We start from the raw sequence: 20008 nt of genomic DNA, 5'->3' as shown, positions 1-20008 counted from the left end.
TGCAATCGATTGCTCCTCCCGGCGTACAACTGCAACGCCCAATTGCTCGCAAAACGACGCAGGCTCTGCGCCGCATTGGCGCAGAGCCTGCATTCCAGCTCATCAAGACCGGCACGTCATCGGCGTGCCGAAGACTCGATTACGCGGATTCTTCTTGCGGCTTTGTCTGCTTGGAGCGCCCACCCTTGCTGCCGATACGCGACATATGATCGCGATCGCGGCTCACTGCCTGGCCACCCTTGCGGCCAGCTTCACGTGCTTCGTCGCTGGTAAATTCGTGCGCATTTCCGCTGGCATGCGCTGCCTTTCCGCCGCTGCTAGCCAGCACACGGCGCTTTTCGGGATCCAATGCGGCAAAGCCGCGCCGGCTACGAGTACTGTTTTGTAGGTCTTCCACTGTGCCTCCTCTCGATGCTTCGGTTACGACATTGGTAATGGGCTTAACGCAACAATCGTGCCAACCCGAAAAGCGAGGCCATACGGTGCAGAACAAGCAGATGCAGGAAAAAACAGCTGCGCTCGCTGCGCAAATCTTGCACTCCTGCCTTACCTCATGTGATGGCATCGCTCCGGTTTTTGGATAGCGCTATCAATACATAGAGCAGAGCCACCCAGCCGATCACTCACGCTGCACGATTACAGCAGCGTGATCGCTTGCGCGCGCACGCTCAGTTGCTCCTGAAGGAAGCGCCGCTCCAAACCGGCACGGTAGGTTTGCCACCAGCCGGGATACCACGCTGCCGTGTGCCTTGGTCACCGGCGGCGTACATGGTTACGAAACCGGTGGCGTGCAAGGCGCGCTAGAGTTCTTGCAGCAACGCGCTGCAGACAATGCCGGCAGACTCAGCGTGTGGCCAGTACGCGCAAGCGGCCGCCCTGGGTAATGGTCAGCGCCGCGGCGGGTGCAACCAACGCGTGGTACAGCGCCCGCATACTGTGTTTCGAGCAGCTCCATGCCACCAAGATCAATCGCCACGCCCGAACAGTCGAAGTGGCGTTCCTGCGTTTTTTCGTCCGGAGCAAGCGGCATGCCGTCAGTTGCCGTGTGGAAGATCACACACTGCACCGCTACCAGAAACAAACCGAGCTTATCGATGGGTGACGAGCATCGTATATATGGTCTTAACGGTAACCGCCCGCCACGCTAAATACCGTGTCGCAGCAACGAACCCGACAATAATTCCTCTGATGAGGCCGCGACAGAAAAATGCCGCGGTCCATCGACCGATGTCGATCGTAAGCGATGGTCTTAATCGCGGAGGCGAGCTCATTAAGACGATGGAAAGCCGAAAATTTCGAATTTCGCTTTCATGGAATTAACTAAGATCCGGTGCCTCTGCTCTTTCATCGTTGGGCTCGCCAACTGTCAACAAGCATTGCATCAGTCCGCTTTGGGCAATCCGGACTCATCCAGTCGTATTCGGCATACGGCCTTGGAAAAAACCCGTTTTTTCGGAGAAGCAAGCCATATCTGCGGTGTTCTCGGCTATGGATAAGGCAGGACGAGCTGGTGTAGCGAGCACCAGTAATCTAGTTCGCATATTCCGTCTGTATCATCGGTAATTTTCAGTTTGGTGATATTAAGCACGGTTTCATTCTTGTCGCTTAGCCTATTAATCGGCCAGGAGCGCAATCGGGGAATGGAATTAAACGCCCTCAGCCTGAAATGATCAGGCTGAGGCGAGCCCGCTGGTTTAAAAAAACTCAACCGTCATTCCAATCCCGTCTTTGAAGGCGCGCGCATGGGTGCGCGTCTGTCTGTGTGCGGCAATCAGGGGACATCAAAATGAATCGTGCATTTGCGCTGGTCTGGAACGCAGCGATCGGTAATTGGGTCGTAACGCACGAGCTAGTGCGTCGGCGGCGCAAATCCGGAGCGACCCGTCGTAGTTTGCCGAGCCTGGTTATCTTGGCGGTGGGGGCCGCCGCGCCCGCGCTGGCCTGGGGAGCATGCACGCCTGCGTCGCCGGCAGCGGGCGCAACGGTTAATTGCACGGGAGTGCCGATCATCAGCAATAGCTTCTCAAGCAGCGCGAATAATTTAACCGTGAATGTTGCAGCCGGCACGCAGATGACCGCCGGATTGCTGGGCGGCACCGCCATCGCGCTGAGCGGCACCAACCCCACGCTCAACAACGCCGGCACGGTCGATCCCTCCGCGCTCGGGCTGCTCTCGGTGCTGAGCACCGGCGTCACCATGGGGAATGCCAGTTCCACCGCGGTCACCGTCAACAATCTTGCCTCCGGCACGATTTACGGCACCGGCGGTTTGCTCGGTGTCAACCTGCTCAATCTCGATGGCATGGCGCTTGGCATCACCTCGGCCAGCAATGGCGCTGTGCAGATCAACAACGCTGGCACGATCGATAGCCGTGCGTTGTTGGGCTTGTCGGTACTGGGCTCGGACACACCGGTAATCGCAGTGAGCGGTGGCGGCACCGTCAATGCCGTCAATACCGGCACCATCAATGGGCGAGTGGGCTTTCAGAGTTCGGCCACCGGCAACACCTTCGTCAACGCGGGCACTATCAACGGCAGCGTGTCGATGGGTGTAGGCAGCACCAACAGCTTTACTGCAGTGACCGGTGGCAGCGTCAACAGTGCTGGTGGACTTGCTCTGGAGTTGCTTGGCCCTGGCGGTTTGCTGCGCTTCGCGCAGACCGGCGTGGTCGACGGGGGGGGAGGCGGCACCAACACGTTGATCCTGCAGAACTCGGCCACGGGTACCGGCAGCGGCAGCACCGGTGTCGGATCGCTGAGCACCGCGCAGTACATCAATTTCGGCAGTTTGCGCGTCAATAGCGGCACCTGGTCGGTGGACGGCGCAAGCAACTTCGGCAACAGCGCGCTCAATGGCGGTGTATTGCAATTCGCCAACCCTGCGCAGCTCGGCACCGCCATCACGGCCAACGGCGGTGCGCTTCAAGCCACTGCTGCAGGTCTGACCCTGGCACCTGCCAGCGGCATCGCGCTTGGCACGGGTGGCCTGATCTTGCAGGGCGCCAATGGGTTGACCATCGGCAGTGCAATCACCGGCACCGGTGCGCTGACCATCACCGGTACCGGTGGATTGGGGCTGACCGGCGCCAACACCTTCACCGGTGGCGTAAATCTGATCAATGGCGCGCTGACGATCGGCACCAACAGCGCGTTGGGAAGCGGCACCGTCAACGCATCTGGCGGCAGCGTGCTGGCAGGTGCTGCCGTCGACGTGTCCAATGCATTTGTGCTCAGCAACACCATCGGCATCGGCGGCGCAAATAATCTGCGAATCGGCGGCGCAGTGACAGGAACCGGTGTACTGAACAAGATCGGTACCGGCACGCTCACACTTGGCGGCGCAAAAACGTATAGCGGTGGCACAACACTGGGTGCGGGCAGCGTCGTGCTGGAAACCTCCGGTGCGCTCGGCACCGGCACGGTGACTGCAGCAGGCGGGTTGCTGGATACCACCGTGCCGCTGACGCTAGGCAATGCGTTTGCGCTGACCAATACCCTTGGCCTGGGTGCAAGCGGAAACGCGCTCACCTTGACCGGAATTCTCGCCGGCGTTGGTGGCATCAACAAGACCGGCACCGGCACGTTGGCCCTTAACGGCACCAACACCTTTACCGGCGGAACCACGCTTGCGTCAGGCACGCTGCAATTGGGCACGGCTTCGGCACTGGGCACCGGCGCATTGAATGTCACCGGCGCCTCCAACCTCAGTACCAGTGCGCCGTTGACGGTGACCAACGCCGTCAGCCTTGCCGGTCCGTTGAACTGGACCGGTGCGCAGGCGCTTACGCTCAGCGGTGCCATCAACGGTGGCGGCAGCCTGATCAAGAGCGGTGCAGGCGATCTCACCCTGACCAACACCAATGCCTATACAGGCGGCACCACGCTGAGCACCGGGCGTCTGGTGGTGGGCTCGAACGCAGCATTAGGCACCGACACGCTGACTGCCAGCGGCGGTGAGCTCGATGCGACCACTGCAGCAACCCTGGGCAACACGATTGCACTCACCGGCACCTTGGGCGTCGGCAGCAGCGGTAACGGCTTGAATCTAGCTGGCACGATCGGCGGCACCGGTGGATTGAACAAACTCGGTACCGGCACACTGACGTTGAGCGGCTTGAACACCTACACCGGTGGTACCAGCCTCTACGCCGGCACCTTGCAGGTGACCAACGGCGCTGCACTGGGCACGGGTGCGTTGAACGTCACCGGCAATGCGGTTCTGCAAAACACTGCAGCTACCTCGCTGACCAATGCGATTGCGCTGACTCCAGGTGTACTGACGCTCAACGCGGCGCAAGCACTGACGTTGAGCGGTGCTATCAGCGGTACCGGTAGCCTGGTCAAATCCGGCAGCGGCGATGTCACGTTGAGCGGTAACAATCTGTATAGCGGCGGTACTACGCTCAGCGCCGGCACGCTGACGGTGGGCAGCAATACCGCGCTAGGCGTCGGTGCATTGACCGCAGCAGCGGGCACCACGCTGGACAACGCGACGGTCAGCACGCTCGCCAATGCGATCGCACTGGCGGGGCTGGTCAACGTGGGCGGCAGCAATGCGCTCACGCTCACCGGCGATATCACCGGCGCCGGCAGCCTGGACAAACTCGGCCCCGCCAGTCTGACCTTGGCCGGCAACAACACGTATGCCGGTGGCACGCGTTTGACCGCAGGTAGCGTGATCCTGGGCAGCGACACCGCATTGGGTGCCGGGACCTTGAGCGTGAGTGGCGGCTTGCTCGACAGCACCGCGGCACGCGTTCTCGCCAATGCTGTCGTACTGGATGCGGACCTGCAACTCGGTGGTAGCCAGGATTTCACCCTCAATGGCGGCATCAGTGGCGCAGGTGGCTTGACCAAGGGCGGCGCCGCGGCATTGACCCTGGGTGGACCCAATACGTTTGCCGGTGGTGTGGATCTCAATGCAGGCAGTTTGCTGATCGGCAACGGCGCTGCATTGGGGAGCGGCGCGTTGACGGCTGCCGACGGCACGCAACTGCAAGCCACCACGGCGACCACGGTAGGCAACGATGTCATCTTGAATGGCGCGCTGTCGCTCACCGGCAACAACGACCTGGGCGTGACCGGCACCGTGAGCGGCGCGGGCAGCCTGGTCAAACAGGGCACCGGGGCGCTCTCGCTCAGCGGCAATAATGTCTATACCGGCGGTACGCTATTGAACGACGGTGCGTTGGTAGTGGGCAGCAACACAGCGCTCGGCAGCGGTGCGCTCACCGCCGCCGATAACACGCTGCTCACTGCCAGCACTGTAGCGACGTTGCAGAACGCGGTCACAGTGGATGGTCAGCTCAGCATCGATGGACAGAATCTCACGCTCGATGGCGCGATCGACGGTGCCGGCAGTCTGGTCAAGAACGGTACGCAGACCCTCACGCTCAACGGCAACAACACTTGGGCCGGCGGCCTGCAGTTGCAGAGCGGGGCATTGCTGGCGGGCAGCGACACCGCGTTGGGCGTTGGCACGCTGACCGCGGCCGGCGGCACCACGTTGGATGCGGCCACGGCAGTGGCACTGGGCAATGCGATTGCATTGAACGGCGAACTCACACTCCCCGGCACGCAGGACATCGCGCTCAATGGCGTGATCAGCGGCATCGGCAGCCTCGACAAACAAGGCACAACAACACTGACATTAGGCAACGCCAATACGTTCAGCGGTGGCGTGGCACTGGATGCAGGCCGCTTGGTGCTTGGCAACGACGCTGCGCTGGGCGTGGGCGGTTTGCTGGTCGGCGGTGCTGCCGAACTGGATGCCAATGCAGCGCTGACGGTCGGCAACGCAGTGCAGTTGAACGATCAACTGACGCTGGTCGGCAGCAACGATCTGGTCGTGAACGGCGCCATCAGCGGCGCTGGTAACTTGATCAAGAACGGCACCACCACGTTGTCGCTCACTGCAAGCAACAGCTATAGCGGCGGCACCACGCTGACGGCAGGCACCATTGCGGTGGGCGCGAACGATGCGCTCGGCACCGGCAATCTGTCGGTGGTCGGTAATTCGGTACTGAGCAATGCGGTTGCGGTGGCCTTGGGCAACGACATCGCGCTTGGCGCGGCGCTCACCGTCGACAACGCGGCCGACATGCTGGCCAGCGGCGCCATCAGCGGTGCGGGCGATCTGATCAAGACCGGCGCGGGCACCTTGACTTTGAGCGCCAGCAATAGCTACACCGGGCCGCTGGCGATTCAGGCTGGCACCGTGGTGGCCAGCACCGCTGCGTCGCTGGGCAACGCCAGCAACGTCGATGTCGCTGCAGGCGCGGTGTTGAATCTGACCAACGGTGGGCTAATCAACGCGCTTAGCGGCGCAGGCGATATCGACACCGATGCCAGCGCCACCTTGAAGCTGGGCGGCGGCGATTTTGCCGGCAGCCTGGGCGGTGGCGGCAACCTGGACAAGGTCGGTGCGGGCACGGTGCGCTTGCTCGGCAACAGTGCGATCGGCGGCGCCACGCAAGTCAGTGGCGGCATCTTGGATGTGATCGGCAGCCTCGGCACCAGCGCGTTGAATGTCGGGCTCGGCGGCACATTGACCGGCACCGGAACCAACGGGAGTGTGGCCAGTGGCGTGACCATCGGCGATGGCGGCCGGCTCGCATTGACCAGTGGCTCTTCACTCAGCGTGGCTGGTTTGACGCTGGCGCAGGGCGCTTCTATCGATGTGGCGCTGGCAGCGCCGAGCAACACGCGTCTGCTGGCGGTCAACGGCGATCTCACCCTGGATGGCACCCTCAACATCACCGCCCTCGGTGGCTTCGGCACCGGCGTGTATCGCCTGATCGACTACACCGGCGCGCTGACCAATAACGGCTTGGGCATCGGCCTGTTTCCCGGCAGCGTTGATATCAGCCAGCTCGCCCTGCAAACCGCAATCGGCCAGCAACTCAATCTGGTAGTCACTGCGCCGGGCAGTATCGTGCAGTTCTGGGATGGCGTGCAGACCACCGCCAACGGCACCGTCGATGGCGGGGCAGGAACGTGGGGCGCTGCCACCAACTGGACCGGCCAGGACGGCAGCGCCAACAGCACCTGGCAAGGCGATTTTGCGGTGTTTGCCGGTACCGCCGGCACGGTGGGTGTGCAAGGCACGCAGAGCATCGGTGGCCTGCAGTTCGTCAGCAACGGCTATCAGTTGACCGATGCCGGCGCGGGGGCGCTGGACGTGACCGACCCGTTGACCGCAATTCGCGTGGACCCGGGTGCAACCGCCACCGTCGATGTCGCCATCTCTGGCATCGGCGGCGTGCAGAAACTCGACACCGGCACCTTGGTGCTGAGTGCAGCCAACACCTACACCGGCGGCACTGCACTGGGCGGCGGCAGCTTGATCCTGGGCGATGCGCAGGCATTGGGCACCGGCACGTTGACCGCAGCAACCGGCACCACGCTGGACACCGATCAGGCACTGACGGTGGCCAATGCGGTGGTGCTCGATGGTGCGCTGAGTCTGGCCGGCAGCAACGATCTGAGCCTGACCGGTGCAATCGACGGCGCCGGCAGCCTGATCAAGAACGGTACGTCCACGCTCACGCTCAGCGGCACCAACAGCTATGCCGGTGGCAGCGTGTTGAACGCAGGCACCTTGGCGGTGGGCAGCAACACCGCGTTGGGTGTTGGCAGCCTGTCTGTGCTGGGCAATTCCACCTTGAGCAACGCGATTGCGTTGGCACTGGGCAACAACGTCAACCTTGGCGCCGATCTGACCATCGCCAGTGCGGATGACCTGGCACTGACCGGCACGCTCAGCGGCGCGGGCGCCTTGACCAAGACCGGACTCGGCACCTTGAGCCTGTCCGGCAGCAACACCTTCACCGGCCCGGTGTCGGTGCAGACCGGCGTACTGGCCACCGCAGCACCCGGTGCATTGGGGACCACCAGCGCAGTGGATGTCGCGGCAGGCGCCGGGCTCTCGCTCGGCAGCAATACGGCGTTGGGCGCAGTGACCGGGCTGGGCAATGTGGCGGTCCTGAGCGGCAACACGCTGCAGCTCGGCCTCAATAACGTCGGCAGCACCTTTGCCGGCAGCCTGAGCGATGCGGGCAATCTGGACAAGGTGGGCACCGGCACGCTGCAGCTCACCGGCACCAGCACGCTGGGCGGCACCACGCAGGTGACTGCGGGCACCCTGGATGTCGATGGCACGTTGACCAGTGCAGGCGGCTTGACCGTGGGCACCGGTGGCACCCTGAGCGGCAGCGGTGTGGTCGGTGCGCCGGTCACGGTGAACGACGGCGGCCGTCTGGTAGTGACCAGTGGGGCATTGTTGACCACCGGCAGCATGAGCCTTGCCCCCAACGCCACGCTCGATGCGTTCCTGGGAGTGCCCAGCCAGACCGGCGTGCTGGCGGTCAACGGCGATCTCACCCTGGATGGCACCCTCAACATCACCGACATCGGTGGCTTCGGCACCGGTGTGTATCGCCTGATCGACTACACCGGCGCGCTGACCAATAACGGCTTGGGCATCGGCACGCTTCCCGGCAGCATCGATCCGACTCAGCTGACGCTGCAAACCGCACTGGCCCAGCAAGTCAACGTGGTGGTGGCGTTGCCCGGCAGCAATGTGCAGTTCTGGGATGGCACGCAGACGCTGGCCAATGGCAGCATCGATGGCGGCGCAGGGGTGTGGAGCGCAGGCTCCACCAACTGGACCTCGATCGATGGGCTGAGCAACAGCGATTGGCAGAACAGCTTCGCCGTGTTCGCCGGCACCGCAGGCAACGTGGGCGTGCAGGGCACCCAAGGCATTACCGGTATCCAGTTCGCCAGCGACGGGTATGTGCTGAGCGATGCCGGCGCCGGTGCGCTGAGCACTGATGCAGCAACCACCATCATCCGGGTCGATCCCGGCGTCACCGGCACCATCGATGTGACCATCGGCGGAACCGGCACGCTGCAGAAACTCGACACCGGCACCTTGGTGCTGAGTGCAGCCAACACCTACACCGGCGGCACTGCACTGGGCGGCGGCAGCTTGATCCTGGGCGATGCGCAGGCATTGGGCACCGGCACGTTGACCGCAGCAACCGGCACCACGCTGGACACCGATCAGGCACTGACGGTGGCCAATGCGGTGGTGCTCGATGGTGCGCTGAGTCTGGCCGGCAGCAACGATCTGAGCCTGACCGGTGCAATCGACGGCGCCGGCAGCCTGATCAAGAACGGTACGTCCACGCTCACGCTCAGCGGCACCAACAGCTATGCCGGCGGCACGGTCCTCAGCGATGGCACGCTGGCGGTCGGCAGCAATAACGCACTGGGCACCGGCACGCTGGCGGTGACCGGTGATTCGGTGCTGAGCAACGCCATTGCTGCCGCTCTGGGCAATGCGGTCACGCTGGGCGCTGCGCTCACCGTCGACAACCCGGCAAACCTGACCCTTGCTGGCGACATCAGTGGCAGCGGTGCATTGATCAAGACCAATACCGGCACGCTAACGCTGGACGGCAGCAACAGCTACACCGGTGGCACCACGCTCAACGCCGGCACGCTGGTGGTCGACAGCGCCAGCTTGCAAGGTGCGATCGTCGACAACGCCACCTTGGTGTTCAATCAGGCAGCCAATGAGGTGTTCACCGGCTCGATCACCGGCACCGGTAGCGTGATAAAAGACGGCGCAGGCGCGCTACAGCTCAACGGCGCCAACGGTTACACCGGCGGCACCAGCATCGCTGCCGGTACGTTGATCGGCGACACCACCAGCCTGCAGGGCGACATCGCCAACAACGCAGCATTGGTGTTCGACCAGGCCATCGGCGGCGTGTATGCCGGCACGGTCAGCGGCACCGGATCGCTGGAAAAAGCCGGCACCGGCGTCTTGCAGTTGGTGGGTGCCAATACCTACACCGGCGGTACCGTGGTCAGCGCCGGCAGCTTGATCGGCAACACCACCAGCCTGCAAGGCAACGTGGTGGATAACGCCACGCTGGTATTCGATCAGGCCACCGACGGCGTGTTTGCCGGGGCGGTGAGCGGCACGGGCGGTGTGATCAAGCAGGGTGCAGGTGCGTTGACGCTGGTCGCCCCCAACACCTACAGCGGTGGCACCACGATTGCCAGCGGCAGCCTGATCGGCAACACCACCAGCCTGCAAGGCAACGTGGTGGATAACGCCACGCTGGTATTCGATCAGGCCACCGACGGCGTGTTTGCCGGGGCGGTGAGCGGCACGGGCGGTGTGATCAAGCAGGGTGCAGGTGCATTGACGCTGGTCGCCCCCAACACCTACAGCGGTGGCACCACGATTGCCAGCGGCAGCCTGATCGGCAACACCACCAGCCTGCAAGGCAGCATCGTCGACAACGCGACAATAGTGTTCGATCAGGCGGACGATGGCACGTTTTCCGGCAACGTTACCGGTAGCGGTACGTTGGTCAAGAACGGTGCGGGTGCGTTGACCCTGTTGATGACCGCAGACAGCAGTGGCTTCACCGGGCTGACCGAGGTCAATGCAGGCACTTTGAGTGTCGGCAACTCAGCCAATCCGGGCGCTGCATTGGGTGGGCCGGTGACGGTGGGTCCGGAGGGCACGCTGACCGGCGACGGCATTGTCGGCAGCTTGATCTCGGCTGGCACCGTGGCGATCGGTGGTACCACCGGCACGATCCGTGTTGGCGGCAACGCCATCTTCGCGGCCGGCTCCATCTTGCAGGTCACGCCCATTGCCAGCGGCGTGGTTACACAGGTGATGGTGGGCGGTGTGGCCACGGTGGCAACCGGCACCATCTTGCAGTTGGTGCGCGCATTCGACATGCCGTTGTTTACCGAGATTTCGGTGATCACGGCCGCTGGCGGGCTCACCGGGCAGTTCACCAGTGTCGTCTCCGACTATGCCTTCGTCGAGCCGAATGTCCGCACCACCGCCACTGTGTTGTCGGTAACGCTGGGGCGCAATACCGAGGCAATGGTCGATGCGGTCACCGCGCCCAACCAGCAGGCAGCTGCAGCTGCCGTGGACGGCTTGCCGACCACCAGCCCGGTCTACCAGGCAGTGGTGCGCTTGCCCGATGATCCGGAAGCGATCCGCACCGCGTTTGCGTCGCTGTCGGGCGAAAGCCATGCCAGCACCGCGACCGCATTGCTGGATAATCGCTTTCTCACCAGCGGCATCGGCAACCATCTGCGTGGCGATAGCCAGGACACGCGCGTTGGCGACACCACGGTGTGGATCACCGGGCGTAGCCTGCCCAACCACGTCGATGGCGATGCCAATACGGTTTCGGTGCGCCGCGAGGACAACGGGCTGATGGCCGGTGCCGAGCGGCATTTCGGCGAGCGCAGCGTGGTCGGCATCGCAGTGGGCAACCAGGACATCGAAAGCTGGTCGCGCCAGTCGGGCGATCGTGCCGACGTCGATGGCACCCACGTTGGCGTGTACGGCCATGCCGACTGGTCCGCGTTCACCTTGCAAGGTGCCGTCGACTACGCCAGCAACAGCGTGGACAGCACGCGCCGGGTGAGGTTGCCCGGCGTGCTCGAAGAGCGGCTGACCAGCGACTACGATGCAACCGCGATCACCGTGTCGCTGGAAGCGTCCTGGAATCTGCGTAGCGGCAATGCGGTGTATAGCCCGTTCATTGCGGCCGATTACACCCGCCTGAAGACCGATGGGTTCAACGAGCGCGGCGGCATTACCGTGCTGTCAGTGGATAGCGCCACCGACACGTTCACCACCAGCACGGTGGGTGCGCGCGGGCACTGGGAGCTGGGTCGGATAGCGGCGTTGTACGCCTCGGCCGGCTGGCGGCATACATTCGGCGACCGCTCCGTGCAGCGCTCGACGGGCTTTGTCGGGAGCGGCTCGCAGTTCTCGGTGCAAAGCGTCACCTTGGCGAAGAACGCGGTAATCGGCGAGTTGGGCGTCAACCTGATTACCTCGCCCGGCAGCCGGTTGTCGTTGTCGTTGCAAGGACTCAACGGCGATGGCCAGACCGCGTATGGCGGACAGGTGACCTGGGGGGTGAGTTTCTGATCGTTCGCCTGCGTGGTTGAAAGCAGGGAGCCCCGGCATGCCGGGGCTTTGTCTGCGTGGATGCATTGCGGCATGCGGAGCTTCGACCGCTGCAACCGGACTAGCGTGTTTTACATTGGGGGCATCTCAGAAAAGGTAATTTAAAGCACGTTAAGCGGGTGGCAGAGCTCGCAGTGGCCTGAACTTCCCCGCACCGACCCTGGTGCGGCTGCGCCACAGGTGGTCACCGGTCAAGTTGATATGCTCCCAGCCCAGCGGGGATAGTTACTGCAACAGCGCGTCGTTATTTGGCGGTGATTGCATAAGGCCTTCACGGTTCGCTCCAGATAGACGGTATTCCACAGTTTCACGTCTTCGGGGCGCTTGGACAATTCGACCTTGATCTCATCCGAGAGCGAACGAAAGCAGGAGTGGCGGCTGCCGCCGCACATGGCCGCAAAGGCGGGAGAAAACTCGTCGTCACTGGCGATAAATTGCAACAAGCGAGAACACTGTTGGAGCGGGGCTGAATGTGCGTGAGGTGGCCACACGGCTCAAGATCGGGAAGACCTCATCTTTACGATGCTTTGCGTGGGACCGGTCAAGAACCCCAGCAAAGCTAAATTTCGTCAAATTGTAGCTGATACGCCCAGGGTTCCGTAGACCCTCAAGACCCTCGTTGCGCGTAGCGCCGTTCAAACTCTACAGGGGACAGGTCGCCAGTTGAACCGTGGCGGCGGTTGGGGTTGTAGAACATCTCGATGTAGTCGAATACCTCGGCGCGAGCGGCGTCCTTGGTGGAATAGGTCCGCCGCCTGATCCGCTCGCGTTTGAGCAGTCCGAAGAAGCTTTCCACGGGTGCGTTGTCGTGGCAGTTGCCACGCCGACTCATGCTGCACACCAAGCCATGGGACGCCAGGAAACTGCGCCAGTCATCGCTGGTGTAGACAGACCCTTGGTCCGAATGAACCAAGCAACCAGCGTTGGGTTTGCGCCGCCACACCGCAGGCAACAAGGCCTGCACGACCAACTCGGTGTCGGCCCGATCGCGCATCGCCCAGCCGACGACCTGCCGGGAAAACAGATCGATCACAACAGCCAGGTACATCCAGCCTTCATGCGTGCGGATGAAGGTGAAATCGCTCGCCCAGGCAGTGTCCGGCTCAGTCACGTCGAACTGTCGGTCAAGCAGGTTGGCCGCCGCCTTGCACTGCATTCCTCCATGGAAGCGCGGTTTGCGACCATAGCCCACCTGGGCACCCAGTCCCTCGGTGCGCATCAGCCGATGCACCCGATGGCGACTGCAACGCTCACCCAGATCGCGCAGATCCCTGGTGATCTTGCGATGCCCATAGACACTGCCGCTGGCCAGCCAGTGGTGCTTGATCAGTCCAAGCAAGCGCTCATCTTCCTTGGCGCGCTCACTGTTGGGCGAGCACAACCAGGCGTAATAGCCCGACCGGTTGACCCGCAATACCCGGCACATCGCACACACCCTGAATTCCCCACAGTGGGCTTGCATGAAGGCGTACTTTGCCCTTACCCCTTGGCAAAGTACGCGGCGGCCTTTTTTAGGATGTCGCGCTCCTCGGTCACTCGACGCAACTCTGCCTTCAGCCGCCGAACCTCGGCGCTCTGGTCCACCTCGGCGCGCTGCACCACGCCAGGCTTGCCGAACTTGCGCAGCCAGGCGTAGAGGCTGTGCGTGGTGACACCTAGTCGCTCCGCGACTTCTGCTACCTTGAAACCACGATCGGTCACTTGCCGGACCGCCTCGATCTTGAATTCATCCGTATACCGCTTGCTGCTCATAGACACCTCCGAATTGACCATTTTCCATGGCCTTGAGATGTCTAGGAAACCCTGGGCGTATCAGTTTCAGTGGTGTCATCGGCCCCAATCGAAGTGTCATGCTGTAGGACAACACACCCATCATCTGTCCATCCCAGATAGTTGAGGGCATGGCTATCGCTCTGTTGGGTAGGTTGGCGGACATAGGCGATTGTGCCATCGGCAATGGCCCGGATCGGCTCGGTACCGGTTCCTGCACTTGGTGCGCGAAGGTGAATGCCTCCATGCCAGCCAAGTAGCTCGCTGACCGGATAGGTACCACTGTCGGCCAATGGCATGGCGCGTGCCAGCCATGAATCTTCGGCCTCAGTGGCATTGCGGGCAATCAGAAACGGAGGGCTGATGATCATGTCTCTACCTTGAGAAAGATAATTTCCTGACACCATCGACCGTGCCTTGTGGCAGCTTGTCGATGAGTGCAGTTCCGCTCTCCCCCCCCAAGAACGGATGCCGACTGGCCTTGACCGTGAACTGCCCCGGGCAGGCGAAGGTGATGTCGCCGCCTTCCAGGGTGAGGCGGGTCTGCCCGGCCTGCAGGACGATCTTCTGCTGCGCCAGCACGTCGATGCGGGTGTCGGTGGCGGTGACGGTCAGCGCCTGGCCGGCCAGCAGTTCCAGCGCGCCGGTGTGCGCCTGCAGGCTCACCGGGCCGGCGGCGGCGATGAGTGTGATCGGCCCGCGTTGCGCGAACAGCGCGGTGTGCTGGCCGGACACCGCCGACAGGGTCTGCCCGGCGCTCAGCTGCGCATCGTGCTGCACGGTCACCTGCAGGGCCTGCCCGGCATAGGCCACGCCGCTGGCCGGGGTGGTCCAGGCGATGTGGTCCGGCGACTCGCCCAGCAGGCGCGCCTCGGCGAATCGTTCCACCGGCGCCTGGCCGTCGCGGCCGCCATCGGCCGGCTTGGTCGCTGGCTGGCCGCCGACCGCACCGGCGTACTTGCCCTGCGCCTGCGGGTCGATCGCCTCGCGCAGCCGGGTCACGCTGGGGTGGGCGTCCAGGCCGGGCACCTGTTGCTGGGTCAGGGTGTCGTGCAGCGCCTGGGCGGTGCGTTCGGCGCCGTGCAACTGGGCCACCGCCTCGGCCACGTCCAGCGCGGTCGAGGCGCCCTGGCCGCGGGCGCTGCTGGACAGCAGCAGGCCTTGCGCGGCATGCACGTTGCCCCAGCCCTGCGAGGCCAGTTCGAAGCCTTGCCCGCGCAGCGCGCCGCGGGCGCTGTCGCTGTGCTGGACCAGGTAGCCCAGTTCCAGCCGGGTGTCGGCCAGGGAGGTGTGCAGGCGCGTGCGCAGCTGGCCGGGGGTGTCGTCCAGCAGCCATTGCTGGGTGCCGCCGCCATCGTGGGACTGGGTGTGCAGGCCGCTGAGCGTGCCGGGGTGGCTGGCGCGCGCGTCCAGGCCGCCGCCGAAGGGTGGGGCGACCTCGCCGTTGTACAGCTGGCCGGTGATGCGCGGCTGGTCGATGTCCCCGTGCAGGAACTCCACCAGCACTTCGCTGCCGATGCGCGGCAGGAAGTGGCTGCCCCAGTTGGGACCGGCCACCCACTCGGCCACCGGCACCCAGGTGCCGGCGCTCTGGTCGCCCGGCGCGTGGCCGGGCGCGGCGCTGGCGCTGTCGGTCAAGCCGCCGGGAGTGGGCTGGGCGCCGCGCTGCCACGGTAACTGGATCCGCACCTGGTGGTCGCGGCTCGGGCTCAGCGCCGCATCGGCCACGCCGACCACGCGCGCGCTCTGCGGCCCGGGCATGCGCGGGCGGTCCTGCGGCAGCGCGCGCAGCGGCGTGGCCGCCGGCACTGCCACGAAGCGGTTGCGGTAGCTGCCGTGCTCCAGGTCCGGTGCATCGAGCAGGGCGACGATGCCCTGGCCCAGGTTGTTCACCGCCACGTGCTCGATCGCCACCGCAACGAAACGCTGGCCGTCGTGCTGGGCGTGCTGGCGCAAGGTGAACGCCGCCCCGGCCGCCAGCGACTACGGCTACAGCACCATGAACGCTGTAGGCGCGGTTTCAATAATTTTTTCGAACGAGACGACGGGGAGGCCACTTCTTTGCAGTAGATTCAGTTGGCCGAGGCGGGTAAACCATTTCGACGACAAAGCAACAGATGAGCCGATGATCGTCAACATGAAAAAGGGTAAGATCCTCTTCATCTTGTCTTCCTATGAAAAATAACCATCCCTTCTTTTTGGAATCACTATTTTTTGCTGCTATAGATTCCAATCTGGATATTTCAATATCTTTGGAAAAATAATTTCTCTTCGCGGCACTCCAGTTTTTCTAATTAACCCTCAGCCGATATGGGTTTACGAGTTTACGATCTTTCCATTCGCCATAGCTGAGCTGGATTTCTATTTGATTATCATCTGAGGCTGGTGCTTTCCAAGCGATGGGTGCGTAGAAGATATGTGGTTCGTTGTACTTGACAACCTTATCCCTGTTGAGGCACAGAAAAATGCGCTGATAGGTGTTGGCTGCAATCCCTGAAATAGCCAGAGATAGATCACGATCAAACGGAAAATTTATGAAAGTACGGCAAATTGGTCGAATAGTATTAGCTGCCCAACGGCGCTCCCGGCGTGCCTCGCTCAACACATCCGATACATTTTTTATTGTTCCATTACTTGCTGTGGAAACAGCAGGGGAACCATTTGATCCGGTGACAGGGCGCGCATCACGAAGGACGAGACGGTTTGGAAATCTTCCAGGGAAACCATCCTTGGTCGTTACGCGCTGTTTCAATGCGCGTTTGACCAATCTCTCATCACCATCAATGTCACAGTCAGTTTCGTGCTTGTCTTTGATTCTGAAATGAGCACGCACTTTGTTCTCAGGCAGATACGAGCAAGGAATTACGCTAGCAATGCATCCTATGCACATATATCCGGAATCGTTGACTGAATTCATGATCCATAGCTGTTCGGCGTCGATGATCTCGCCCGTGTACTTGTCGCGTGCTGACTCCATGGAGCTCTCCAGATTATCTGTTTGGCCGTCAGTTGATCATTTAATGATATTTATTAAATAAAATTGTTGGCGGGCGCCATTCCTGGGCACTTTTGGGCGCTTCGCCGATGCCCTACCAAAAGCTACCCGTCGAGGTCGAACCCACGTCAACACCTCAAGGTTCGGCGAGTACCCATTGCACTTTGCGGCCCTCGTGCAATGGAAGCTCGTCGCCCGCGTTGAACTGCGCGGCCGCGTTGAGATCGTCCATGACCAGCCAACGGCCGGCCTGGGATGCGCGTTGACCGCTCATGGCACTGACCTGCCGACGCGCTGCGTCCGTTGCTGCCTCCTGCTGAACAGGCGGTGGCTCGGACTCCATGAAGACATAGTCTGCCTCCTCCTCCGGAATGGTGCCGTCCTCGTAGCGGGCGTCGCGCCAGATCAGGCGCCAGACGACATCGATGTGGATGCTTCTGTCCCTCACAATTTGGCTGGCTTGTGGCGCAGGCGAACCACCATGAAGATAATTGAGTGCGCCTATATATGGCAAAAAGCCAGTCGGTATATCCGGCTTGGAAAACAGGCTGAATTTCTTTGGCTTCGGCGCATCCACCGGCTCCCAGATGCCTGAGCAAGGAATTCGGCTACCCGTGGCGACCAAGGTGTTCTGGACTGGGTTAGGGACTTCTGGAAGCACGGGAGGAAAATGCATCTTGGAGACATTTTCCACAAACCATTTTCCATATACATTTGGCGCAGGATCTTCGAAGTAACGACCTTCGATGATATCGCCCCATATTTCCGACCTTAAAGTGGCTACATCATCCAGGCGCGCACGGAATTCGTCCCACAACGGAGTCAGCGCTTCATTTATCCCGTTCTCGCCAATCTCGATTCGCCATACCAACTCAAGCCAATGACTGACAGTCCGATGCCCCATGACGAACTCGCCATTGGCATCGAACTTGAAGACGCGCTTGTCGCCCTTGCGCAGCCTGCGCACGCCTTCTTCCTGGTGCGCCAATCCTTTCAAGATGCACACATAATCCGACTCGCTGATCCCGCTCTTATCCAGCCACCCCTTCGCATCAGCTTGCCGCACACTTTCTTCTGTCACACCCGCCCACGCTTGATACAGCTCAAGCATCCGGTTCCACGCGGTGAACGAAGATTCCTTCTTCAGTTGGTAGAACATCTGCCGACGTTCGAGTTCGTTGGGAAGTTTCAAGCCTTCAGGAAAATTACTGTTCACGGCGATACCACCACTTGACGATGCTCCTTGGTCGCTTGCTCGCGCTCGGCAAGGCGGGCGGTTGTGACGCTGGTCGGGCTGGGGGTATGGAAGTAACCGATGATGCCGTTGACATCCTTCCAGCCGGTCGGCTTCACCTCGAAACTCATGCCACTTGCCGGGTCGATCCACGCAAACGGCTTGTTTTCTGCAATGGCACGCTTGCCCAGAGCCGTCAGCTGGTCCGCCACCGGTTTGTCCAGGGAGAAAAATGCCTGCGTGGCGCCACCAGGCAGGTATTGTCCTGGCAATTTGACGCCCATTTGCTCGGCCACCGTGCCGACCACCGCCTTGGGGCCATTGCCGCCGCTTACCTTGCCGGTGACGATAAATCCATTGCGATTGAATTCGTCCAGTACGGCCGTTGGCGGGCGCCATTCCTGGGCGCTTTTGGGCGCTTCGCCGATGCCCCACCAAAAGCCACCCGTCGAGTTCGAACCCACATCAACACTTCAATGGTCGGCGAGTACCCATTGCACTTTGCGGCCCTCGTGCAATGGAAGCTCGTCGCCCGCGTTGAACTGCGCGGCCGCGTTGAGATCTTCCATCACCAGCCAACGGCCGGCCTGGGATGCGCGTTGACCGCTCATGGCACTGACCTGCCGACGCGCTGCGTCCGTTGCTGCCTCCTGCGGAACAGGCGGTGGCTCGGACTTCATGAAAACATAGCCGGCCTCTTCGTCCGGAATGGTGCCGTCCTCGTAGCGGTCGTCGCGCCAGATCAGGCGCCAGACGACATCGGGGTATACGCTGCCGGTCTGAGTTTCCTGCCGTGCTTTTGGTGCGGGAGATTGACCATGCAGGTAGTTCATTGCCGCGATGTACGGCAGGAAACCGCTTGGCACATCCGGCTTGGAAAACAGGCTGAATTTCTTTGGCTTCGGTGCATCCACCGGCTCCCAGATGCCTGAGCAGGGAATACGACTGCCAGTGGCAACCAGCGTGTTCTCAACAGGGTCAGGCACGTCCGGAATGACCGGAGGAAAATGCATCCTGGAAACATTTTTCTGGAACCACTTCCCATAGATATTGGGCGCAGGATCTTCGAAGTAACGACCTTCGATGATATCTGCCCATATTTCGTTTCCGAGATGGCGCATCTTTTCAAGGCATTCAGAGAATTCGTCCCACAACGGAGTCAGCGCTTCATCTATCCCGTTCTCACCAATCTCGATTCGCCAAATCAGCTGAATGAAATGACTGATGATTCGATTGCCCATGACGAACTCGCCATTGGCATCGAACTTGAAGACGCGCTTGTCGCCCTTGCGCAGCCTGCGCACGCCTTCTTCATGATGCGCCAATCCTTTCAAGATGCACACATAATCCGACTCGCTGATCCCGCTTTTATCCAGCCATCCCTTCGCATCGGCTTGCCGCACACTTTCTTTTGTCACATTCGCCCACGCTTGATACAGCTCAAGCATCCGGTTCCACGCGGTGAACGAAGATTCCTTCTTCAGCTGGTAGAACATCTGCCGACGTTCGAGTTCGTTGGGAAGTTTCAAGCCTTCAGGAAAATTACTGCTCACGGCGATACCACCACTTGACGATGCTCCTTGGTCGCTTGCTCGCGCTCGGCAAGTCGGGCGGTTGTGACACTGGTCGGGCCAGGCGTATGGAAGTAACCGATGATGCCGTTGACATCCTTCCAACCGGTTGGCTTCACCTCGAAACGCATGCCACTCGCCGGGTCGATCCACGCAAACGGCTTGTTTTCTGCAATGGCGCGCTTGCCCAGAGCCGTCAGTTGGTCCGCCACCGGTTTGTCCAGGAAGAAAAATGCCTGCGTGGCGCCACCAGGCAGGTATTGTCCTGGCAATTGGACGCCCACTTGCTCGGCAACCGTGCCGACCACCGCCTTGGGTCCATTTTCGCCACTCACCTTGCCGGTGACGATACATCCATTGCGCCAGCCCGGTATCGGCTAGCATGGGGCGAGCGCCGCATCCATTTGGCG

The 20008-nt window shown here is 61.8% G+C and carries 10 protein-coding genes and 4 pseudogenes; 3 read left to right on the top strand and 11 right to left on the bottom strand.

What is annotated here, in order from left to right; translation table 11 throughout:
* Positions 1-139: 139 nt before the first annotated feature.
* Positions 140-397 (bottom strand): KGG domain-containing protein, encoded by a 258-nt coding sequence (locus PD885_RS10575; protein WP_002812907.1) that lies wholly within the window; start codon positions 395-397, stop codon positions 140-142.
* A gap of 331 nt (positions 398-728) precedes the next feature.
* Here PD885_RS10575 and PD885_RS20695 point away from each other — a divergent pair.
* Positions 729-851 (top strand): annotated as a pseudogene (locus tag PD885_RS20695) (peptidase); the annotation flags it as partial.
* Here PD885_RS20695 and PD885_RS10570 read toward each other — a convergent pair.
* Positions 847-1057, bottom strand: a pseudogene (locus tag PD885_RS10570) (EAL domain-containing protein); the annotation flags it as partial. The pseudogenes PD885_RS20695 and PD885_RS10570 sit on opposite strands and share 5 nt — an antisense overlap.
* Positions 1058-1786: 729 nt before the next feature.
* Here PD885_RS10570 and PD885_RS10565 point away from each other — a divergent pair.
* A complete protein-coding gene (locus PD885_RS10565) occupies positions 1787-11989 on the top strand; it encodes an autotransporter-associated beta strand repeat-containing protein (RefSeq protein ID WP_088056859.1) in 10203 nt (3400 codons plus the stop codon).
* 150 nt (positions 11990-12139) lie between these two features.
* On the opposite strand, the pseudogene PD885_RS22050 reads toward PD885_RS10565, so the two are convergent.
* Positions 12140-12339: pseudogene (locus PD885_RS22050) on the bottom strand (Tn3 family transposase); the annotation flags it as partial.
* Here PD885_RS22050 and PD885_RS22045 point away from each other — a divergent pair.
* Positions 12334-12591: pseudogene (locus PD885_RS22045) on the top strand (recombinase family protein); the annotation flags it as partial. The pseudogenes PD885_RS22050 and PD885_RS22045 sit on opposite strands and share 6 nt — an antisense overlap.
* Before the next feature lie 44 nt (positions 12592-12635).
* Here the strand turns inward: PD885_RS22045 and PD885_RS10550 are convergent.
* From PD885_RS10550 to PD885_RS10520, 8 genes are all read right to left on the bottom strand, one after another.
* Positions 12636-13780, bottom strand: a protein-coding gene (locus PD885_RS10550) for an IS3 family transposase (RefSeq protein ID WP_088056858.1) whose coding sequence is annotated in 2 segments (ribosomal slippage) — positions 12636-13543 and positions 13543-13780 — 1146 coding nt in all. Because the reading frame shifts where the segments join, the coding sequence is not laid out codon by codon here.
* A 41-nt stretch (positions 13781-13821) separates the two neighbouring features.
* Positions 13822-14169, bottom strand: a complete 348-nt coding sequence (locus PD885_RS21415; protein WP_156775353.1) for a M23 family metallopeptidase — start codon at positions 14167-14169, stop codon at positions 13822-13824.
* 4 nt (positions 14170-14173) lie between these two features.
* A complete protein-coding gene (locus PD885_RS10545; RefSeq protein WP_231895776.1) occupies positions 14174-15559 on the bottom strand; it encodes a type VI secretion system tip protein VgrG in 1386 nt (461 codons plus the stop codon).
* A gap of 529 nt (positions 15560-16088) precedes the next feature.
* Positions 16089-16775 (bottom strand): hypothetical protein, encoded by a 687-nt coding sequence (locus PD885_RS20690; RefSeq protein ID WP_145954100.1) that lies wholly within the window; start codon positions 16773-16775, stop codon positions 16089-16091.
* Between the two features lie 154 nt (positions 16776-16929).
* On the bottom strand, positions 16930-18009 hold the full coding sequence (locus PD885_RS10535) for an Imm71 family immunity protein (protein ID WP_088056857.1): 1080 nt from the start codon (positions 18007-18009) through the stop codon (positions 16930-16932).
* Positions 18006-18491 carry a hypothetical protein gene (locus PD885_RS10530; RefSeq protein WP_083215080.1) on the bottom strand — a complete coding sequence of 162 codons (486 nt, stop codon included), beginning with the start codon at positions 18489-18491 and terminating at the stop codon, positions 18006-18008. Before PD885_RS10530 ends, PD885_RS10535 begins: the two co-directional genes overlap by 4 nt.
* A gap of 9 nt (positions 18492-18500) precedes the next feature.
* Positions 18501-19580 carry an Imm71 family immunity protein gene (locus PD885_RS10525; protein WP_088056856.1) on the bottom strand — a complete coding sequence of 360 codons (1080 nt, stop codon included), beginning with the start codon at positions 19578-19580 and terminating at the stop codon, positions 18501-18503.
* Positions 19577-19933, bottom strand: a complete 357-nt coding sequence (locus PD885_RS10520) for a hypothetical protein (protein ID WP_088056855.1) — start codon at positions 19931-19933, stop codon at positions 19577-19579. The genes PD885_RS10525 and PD885_RS10520 overlap by 4 nt, the downstream gene beginning before the upstream one ends.
* Positions 19934-20008 lie beyond the last annotated feature (75 nt).

It is taken from the genome of Xanthomonas fragariae (assembly GCF_900183975.1).
GTDB classification, from domain to species: Bacteria; Pseudomonadota; Gammaproteobacteria; order Xanthomonadales; family Xanthomonadaceae; genus Xanthomonas; species Xanthomonas fragariae.
Note: the sequence above shows the minus strand (reverse complement) of the source record. Positions and strands in the feature narration are given on the sequence as shown.